Here is a 1,208-nt window from a genome sequence, read left to right on the forward strand (position 1 = left end):
GGCCAAGGCATTGGAGCGACCAGGGATCCCCCACAGCAGGCGGTAGGTGGGGGCCAGGGTGGCCTCGTCAAACTCCACCGAGGCATTCTCAAAGCCGGGATGCTGGTATTTCAGAGCCTTCAGCTCGCCGTAGTGGGTGGTGGCCAAGGTCAGCAGGGCCTTTTCGGCGAGATACTCCAATAGCCCGGCAGCCAGGGCCGCGCCCTCGCTGGGATCCGTGCCTGCCCCCACCTCGTCCAGCAGAACAAGGGCCGGCGCCGGCTCCGACTGCAAAGCTTGCACGATGCGGCTGATGCGGCGAATATGCCCGGAAAAAGTGGAGAGGCTTTGCTGCAGCGATTGCTCGTCGCCGATGTCGGCATAGACCCCGTCGAACCAGGGCAGTTGGGGCGGATCCTGGGCGGGCAGGAAGATCCCCGCCTTGGCCATAAGCACCAATAGCCCCAAGGTCTTCAGGGCAACCGTCTTGCCGCCAGTGTTGGGGCCGGTGATGACCACGGCGCGGATGGACTCCGAGAGGGTGAAATCGATCGGGATCACCTCCGGGCCCTTGCCTTCCTCGCGAGACTGCCACAGAAGCAAGGGGTGCCTAGCTTGGCGCAGGCGCAATCCTGCCGGGACAAACTGGGGGCGATTGCCCCCCAACCAAAGGCTGTAGCGAGCGCGAGCCAACGCCACCTCCAGCCCCACCATCACCGCCTGCAGATGCTCCAAATCCTCGGCAACAGATCCCACCTGGGCCGACAGGGCGGCCAAGATCCGCTCTTCCTCCGCCTGGATCTGGGCCTGGGTTTCCCGCAGCCGGTTGCCTAGCTCCACCACAGCGTAGGGCTCTACATAGAGGGTGGCCCCGCTGGCAGAGCTGTCGTGCACAATGCCGCGGATGAGATCCCGATGGGTGGCCTTTACCATCAGCACAAAGCGCCCCTGCCGCTGGCCAATCAACGTGTCCTGCAGCGCCTGGGGGTGCTGGCTCATCACCTGTTGTAGGCGTTCTTGGATCTGGCTGCGGTACTGGCGGTGCTGACGGCGCAGGTCTGCCAGGGCGGCGCTGGCGCTATCTCTCACCTCGCCGTGTTCGTCCAGGCAGCGGAAGATCTCCTGCTCTAGCTCAGGATAGGTGCGCAGATTGCTCACCCACTCCTGCAGGCGGGGCAGGCGCTCGTCAGCATCGATGAGTCGGCGAAGGCGGCGAGCAGCCCCCAAGG

1 protein-coding gene is annotated in these 1,208 nt (G+C 64.9%); it reads right to left on the reverse strand.

The window, feature by feature from the left end; translation table 11 throughout:
• Window positions 1–1,208, reverse strand: a 1,208-nt coding sequence (locus NW809_RS12680) for an endonuclease MutS2 (protein WP_414402309.1), incomplete at both ends; no start/stop codon positions are given.

The organism is Synechococcus sp. WC101, assembly GCF_047461555.1.
In the GTDB taxonomy this organism is placed as follows: domain Bacteria; phylum Cyanobacteriota; class Cyanobacteriia; order Thermostichales; family Thermostichaceae; genus Thermostichus.